We start from the raw sequence: 6394 nt of genomic DNA, 5'->3' as shown, positions 1-6394 counted from the left end.
ATCCCGTGAAGCGTCAACCCCATTCAGCGACCATCTTAAAAAGGTGGCGTGGTGAGGAATCACCGTCCGTTTACGGCGGTGAGGATGTCAACTTACACCTATTTTCACCAGTTACCGCCCCGGCGCTCTGTCTAGGGATAGATTCTCCTTGTCAGTCCTGTTGGTTTCTATTAAGAAATAATTAAAATACAGAGTTTTTCATAAAGATAAGGTATGTCTTGATAGGGCATCGTCTCGGAGTCTCCTAATAACTGCTATAGCCTCTACTACTTATTCGGTTCTAATCTGGCTAATAAACTGACCAACTTATCTCTGACGGAATTGTGAGTGTATTCGTCTTCAGGGTGAGGTTTTTGATTGGGTTGTTGAAAATAGGGACGTTCCCCGTATAATTGTCCCCATTTCACATCGACTCGGTGTACTAATTCATAGAGTAATTCTTGATTGTCTAAAATTTCTTCTAGGATTAACTGTAAAGCTTGAACAGGATTATCTAAATTTTGACTGACTTTGGTTAATTCTTCATCAACGATAAGCTGTAAAATTATCTGCAAAGCTCCCGAAGAATCCCCTAAATTAGCGGCAATAAACTGTTTAATTTCAGTCTTTACCTGCACTAATTTGGGGACGGGAGATTCCCCTTTGAGGAAATCCGCCCCCTCTTGAGCGATAAAATCTGCTAGGGTAAACTCGCGCCTTTCGATGATATCTTGGGAAAAATCCGGTTCTTCAGGTGTCATAAACTAAAAAGATTAGCGATAATAGAATCTAAGACTTATTGTGACATTTTTAGGAATATCTATGGGCATCGATCGCAGAGAGTTTCAGCACCGTCGTCAGCAGGTAATGGAAAAAATCGGCAATGGAACCGCAATTTTTCGCAGTGCGCCCATGGCGGTCATGCACAATGACGTAGAATACACCTATCGTCAGGATAGTGACTTTTTTTACCTGACAGGATTTAATGAACCGGATGCGGTGGCGATTTTAGCACCCCATCACCCCGAACATCAGTTTATCCTGTTTGTGCAGCCAAAAGACCCAGAAAAAGAAACTTGGACCGGCTATCTCCACGGTGTGGAAGGAGCAAAGGAGATTTTTGGTGCTGATGAGGCCTATTCTATCCAAGAATTGGAGGAAAAATTACCCCAATATCTCGAAAAAGCCGAACGAATTTATTATCATCTCGGACGGGACAAAACTTTTAATACAAACGTTCTTAATCACTGGCAAAAATTAATCGCCACTTTTCCCCGTCGCGGCACCGGACCGACTGCTTTAGAGGATACTAATTTTATTCTCCATCCTTTGCGCTTACTGAAAACCGAGGCCGAATTGGACAATATTCGCAAAGCAACCGCTATTTCGGCCCAGGCACATAATCGCGCCAGAGAATTCACCAAAGTTGGTCACTATGAGTATCAAATTCAAGCGGAAATTGAGCATACTTTTCGCCTAGAAGGGGGTATGGGTCCTGCTTATCCTTCTATTGTTGCTAGTGGTGCTAATGCCTGTATTCTGCACTATATCAACAATGATCGCCAAGTACAAGAAAATGAGCTTTTGTTAATTGATGCCGGTTGTGCCTACAATTACTATAACGGTGATATTACCCGCACTTTTCCCGTTAATGGTAAATTTACCCCCGAACAAAAAATTATCTATGAAATTGTTCTAGAAGCTCAATTAAAGGCGATTGAAGTGGTAAAAACTGGTAATCCTTATAATCTTTTTCATGACACAGCTGTGAGGACAATTGTGGAAGGATTAGTGGATTTAGGGCTATTGGTTGGCCCCATTGATGAGATAATTAAAGAGGAAAAATATAAGCCTTTTTATATGCACAGAACTGGCCATTGGTTAGGATTAGATGTCCATGATGCAGGAGGTTATAAAGTTAACGAAGAAACTTGGCAAACTTTGCAGCCCGGTCATGTTTTAACCGTGGAACCGGGGATTTATATCGCTCCCGATATTAAACCTGCTGAAGGACAGCCGGAAGTGCCGGAAAAATGGCGGGGTATCGGTATCCGTATCGAAGATGATGTGTTAGTTACTGCCACAGGAAATGAGGTTTTAACTGCAACAGTTCCCAAAAAAGTTGAGGATATCGAATCTAAGTAAAAAGCTAGGTGTTAAAAATTGTCAGATTCCCCCTAACCCCCTTATTAAGGGGGGATCAAAGGCAAAATTTATCTTCAAAGGAGATTCAATTAAGTTTTTTCTAGAGATTATCATGATTGCTACCAAAGAAAAATTATATACCTTTGCGGAATATTTAAATTATCGGGACTCCACAGATAATAAATACGAATTATTTAACGGAGAATTAATTTTCATGGCTCCCGCTAGTGGTAAAGCTAAATCGAGAATTCCAGATTTAATGATTTTAACTGCTGAACAATGTCAAGAGATTAGAAATATGACCACAGCAGTAATTGAATTTCCTCCCCTGTTAGTTGTAGAAATTGTTAGGCCCGGTAATGCCGATGATGACTACCGTTATAAGCGTTCAGAATACGCAGTGAGAGGCATTCCTGAATACTGGATTATCGATCCTATTGCTCTAAAAATATCAGTTTTAACCCTGATTTCGGGATTTTATGAACTGGCAGAATTTAACAACAAAGATAGGATAATATCGGTAACATTTACCGATTTACAATTAACTCCTCAAATGGTCTTTGAATAGTAAAATCTTGGCGGGAGGTTATCATGATTGCTACCCAACAAAAAATATATACCTTTACAGAATATTTAAATTATCATAACTCCACAGATAATAAGTACGAATTATTTAACGGAGAATTAATTCCCATGCCTCCCGCTAAAGCTAAATCGAGAATTCCAGATTTAATGATTTTAACTGCTGAACAATGTCAAGAGATTAGAAATATGACCACAGCAGTAATTGAATTTTCTCCCCTGTTAGTTGTAGAAATTGTTAGCCCCGGTAATGCCGACGATGACTACCGTTATAAGCGTTCAGAATACGCAGTGAGAGGCATTCTTGAATACTGGATTATCGATACTATTGCTCTAAAAATATCAGTTTTAACCCTGATTTCTGGATTTTATGAACTGGCAGAATTTAACAACGAAGATAGAATAATATCGGTGACATTTCCCGATTTACAATTAACTCCTCAAATGGTATTTGCCCAGTAGCATTATTAACGATTATGACTATCCCCTTAGAAATCCAACAACGTTGCCAACAACTAAAAACAGAACTACAAAGAGCCAGTTATGCTTATTATGTTCTCGATGATCCTTTTATACCCGATAGCGTTTATGATCAACTTTATCGGGAATTAGAGGACATAGAAAAGCGTTATCCTCAATTAATCACCCCCGATAGTCCCACCCAAAGAGTCGGGGATAAAATCTCTAGTCAATTCGTTTCTGTTCGTCATAATATTCCCCTGTATAGTCTCGAAAATGCCTTTAACCTCGAAGAATTAAATAAATGGGGCAGCCGTTGGCAGAGATATGTAAATGAAACCCAAGACACAAAATATGTGTGTGAACTAAAAATCGATGGTTCTGCATTAGCTTTAACCTACGAAAACGGTTTTTTCGTCAGAGGTGTTACTAGAGGAGATGGAGTCACTGGTGAAGATATTACCCCCAATGTGCGGACAATTCGCTCTATTCCTTTACGCTTAAATATAGATAATCCCCCAGCAATTGTGGAAGTGCGCGGCGAAGCTTTTTTACCCCTCGATACCTTCGATAAAATCAATCAAGAAAGAGAAGAAAAGGGTGAATCTCTCTTTGCTAATCCCCGCAATGCGGCAGCAGGAACCCTACGACAACTAGATCCGAAAATAGTTGATAAAAGACGCTTACAATTTTTTGCCTATACCCTGCATTTAGACGATAACAATATCACTACTCAATGGCAATCCTTAGATAGATTAGAAACCATGGGATTTCTGGTTAATCCCCACCGTCAACTCTGTCCATCCCTGCAAGAAGTGGCGCAATACTATCAAGATTGGCAAGAAAAACGTCATCAATTAGCCTACATGACCGATGGTGTCGTAGTCAAAATCAACGATTTACAGCGACAAAATCGGTTAGGATTCACTCAAAAATTCCCCCGGTGGGCAATCGCTTTAAAATATCCTGCCGAAGAAGTCCCCACAGTAGTTAAAGATATTATCGTCAACGTGGGACGCACCGGTGCGGTTACACCCATGGCGGTGATGGAACCGGTACAAGTCGCAGGAACCACCGTACAAAGGGCTACTTTACATAATAGCGATCGAGTGGCCGAATTAGATATCCGCATCGGTGACACGGTAATTATCCGCAAAGCGGGGGAAATTATCCCAGAAGTGGTGAGAATCCTGCCCGAATTGCGTCCTCCCCAGACTTTACCCTTCCAGATGCCCACTAATTGCCCTGAATGTCAATCTCCCCTAGTTCGTCCGGTGGGGGAAGCGGTGACGCGCTGTGTCAATAGTTCCTGTCCGGCGATTTTGCGGGGAAGTGTAGTACACTGGGCTAGTCGCGATGCCCTCGATATCAGGGGATTAGGGGAAAAAGTGGTGATTTTGCTGATTGAACAGGGATTAGTTACCGCCATTTCTGACCTATACAGCCTCGAAAAAACGGAAATTGCCAAATTAGACCGAATGGGCGAGAAATCCGCCTTAAATTTGATTACAGCCATGGCTCAGAGCAAAAATCAAAGCTGGTCGAGGGTACTTTATGGGCTAGGAATTCGCTATGTGGGCAGCGTTAACGCCAAAATTCTCGCCGAAAGTTTTCGGACTGTGGAGGAGTTAGCTAACGCCAGCGTGACTAATTTAGCCTCTGTCTATGGTATCGGTGAAGAAATCGCTCAATCGGTCTATGATTGGTTTAGAATCGAGGCTAATCGGGATTTAGTCGCTAAATTACAGGCAGCGGGTTTACAATTTGCCGCAGCAGCAAAAACCACCACCACTAAAGCCACCTTAGCAGGGAAAACCTTTGTCATTACCGGCACTTTACCAACTCTCAAACGGGAGGAGGCCAAAGAATTAATCGAAAAAGCTGGGGGGAAAGTGACGGGTTCTGTCAGCAAAAAAACCGATTATTTAGTGCTAGGAGAAGCGGCGGGTTCTAAGCTAGAAAAAGCCCTAGAATTGGGCATTACTCAGCTAACCGAAGCACAATTACTCGAATTAATCAAGGCTTAAAAGCTTAAGATTGCAGCAAATCTGCCGAAGCATTAAGTAGGGTTTGCGGCAAAAAGTTTTTCGGTGGGGGTAGGGTGTGGGGTGTGGGGTGTGGGGTGTAGGGTGTAGGGTGTGGGGTGTGGGGTGTGGGGTGTGGGGAGAACAAAGCTGCCTTTTGCATGAGTCCCTTTTGCATGAGTGCCTTTTGCCTCCTGCCTTCGTTAAGGGTCAAATTGATCGTCTGGATAAAAGCTGATAGCTAAAAAAACTGATAGCTGATAACCCGGGAGAAAATATAATTGTAGCTACCTACCCATTCCTGATTAATTCCTATGGCAGAAGAAACCACCACCCCCGCAACTCCGGCAGCAGCAGCAGAAAAACCGGCTCAACCTGCGGCTGCTAAAAAACCCAAGGAGCCTACCGTCGAGGAAAAACCCTTCGCTGAATTTATTGAGCAGCATTTTCAGCCCGCACTGGCGGCAGCCTTGCAAAAGCTGGGTATAACTGATATAAAGCTGTCCTTTAAACAGGATAAAATTCCCGTGCAGGGCTTTTCTGGCTCTCCCTGTTGGCAGTTAACTGGCAATTGGCTCGAGGGAATGCGTCAATTTAGCATTTATTTTTTAGAAGAAGACATCAATGGCAAAAAAGCTTTTTCTCAAGCTGAGGGCGGCGCTCAACCTAGTACCCTTGAATCATTTATGATCGATGAAAGGAAAGTTAGTCTTGATTTACTGTTGTTTTACACCAAGCAACGGCTTAACGGTCAAAAGTGGTTGACTAGAAACTAAAATTGCTGAGGATTAGCGATCGAGAAGGGGGGTTAACCACAGAAACCAAAAACCTACCTAAAACTTTTTCAAGTTACTCATTTCTGTAGCTAGATATAGCAGTTTTCATCAGAATGAGGTATGGGCAAGGGGCTTAAACCTTTTGTTAGCAAAACTTGTCGATACCTCATTAACGTGAAAAGCGCTATAACTAAAATAAGTAACTTTTGCCACCGATAGATTTTAAGAACGTTATCAGGTATAATCAAGACATGAAGCTAGTTGAACGTCATATTATCGGCCAAAACCATCCCCTGTGGTCAGAAATTGACCATTATGCCTTCTTGTCAAAAAATCTCTTCAATCTAGCTAACTACCATTATCGCCAATATTTCTTTGAAAACTCCCAAAAACTGAGTTTTAATCAACTCTATCATCTGGTATCTAAAA

7 protein-coding genes and 1 pseudogene are annotated in these 6394 nt (G+C 41.8%); 6 read left to right on the top strand and 2 right to left on the bottom strand.

Annotated elements, in window-relative coordinates; translation table 11 throughout:
• Nucleotides 1–185, top strand: a pseudogene (locus BGL89_RS13410) (hypothetical protein); the annotation flags it as partial.
• A gap of 81 nt (nt 186–266) precedes the next feature.
• Here BGL89_RS13410 and BGL89_RS13405 read toward each other — a convergent pair.
• Nucleotides 267–740 carry a hypothetical protein gene (locus BGL89_RS13405; RefSeq protein WP_045358069.1) on the bottom strand — a complete coding sequence of 158 codons (474 nt, stop codon included), beginning with the start codon at nt 738–740 and terminating at the stop codon, nt 267–269.
• Between the two features lie 61 nt (nt 741–801).
• On the opposite strand from BGL89_RS13405, the gene BGL89_RS13400 reads away from it, so the two are divergent.
• The 4 genes from BGL89_RS13400 (at nt 802) to ligA (ending at nt 5192) form a co-directional block, all read left to right on the top strand.
• Nucleotides 802–2124, top strand: coding sequence for an aminopeptidase P N-terminal domain-containing protein (locus BGL89_RS13400; RefSeq protein WP_286826124.1), 1323 nt, complete (start codon nt 802–804; stop codon nt 2122–2124).
• A 112-nt stretch (nt 2125–2236) separates the two neighbouring features.
• Complete coding sequence (locus BGL89_RS13395; protein WP_286826123.1) at nt 2237–2692, top strand: Uma2 family endonuclease; 456 nt, start codon at nt 2237–2239, stop codon at nt 2690–2692.
• A gap of 23 nt (nt 2693–2715) precedes the next feature.
• Nucleotides 2716–3168, top strand: a complete 453-nt coding sequence (locus tag BGL89_RS13390; protein ID WP_286826122.1) for a Uma2 family endonuclease — start codon at nt 2716–2718, stop codon at nt 3166–3168.
• A gap of 14 nt (nt 3169–3182) precedes the next feature.
• On the top strand, nt 3183–5192 hold the full coding sequence (gene ligA, locus BGL89_RS13385; protein WP_286826121.1) for an NAD-dependent DNA ligase LigA: 2010 nt from the start codon (nt 3183–3185) through the stop codon (nt 5190–5192).
• A 4-nt stretch (nt 5193–5196) separates the two neighbouring features.
• Here the strand turns inward: ligA and BGL89_RS13380 are convergent, their stop codons facing one another.
• Nucleotides 5197–5367 (bottom strand): hypothetical protein, encoded by a 171-nt coding sequence (locus tag BGL89_RS13380; protein ID WP_286826120.1) that lies wholly within the window; start codon nt 5365–5367, stop codon nt 5197–5199.
• 136 nt (nt 5368–5503) lie between these two features.
• Here BGL89_RS13380 and BGL89_RS13375 point away from each other — a divergent pair, with 136 nt between their 5' ends.
• Nucleotides 5504–5965 carry a DUF2996 domain-containing protein gene (locus tag BGL89_RS13375; RefSeq protein WP_286826119.1) on the top strand — a complete coding sequence of 154 codons (462 nt, stop codon included), beginning with the start codon at nt 5504–5506 and terminating at the stop codon, nt 5963–5965.
• The last annotated feature ends 429 nt before the right edge of the window (nt 5966–6394 follow it).

It is taken from the genome of Microcystis sp. LSC13-02 (genome assembly GCA_002282935.1).
GTDB lineage: Bacteria > Cyanobacteriota > Cyanobacteriia > Cyanobacteriales > Microcystaceae > Microcystis.
Note: the sequence above shows the minus strand (reverse complement) of the source record. Positions and strands in the feature narration are given on the sequence as shown.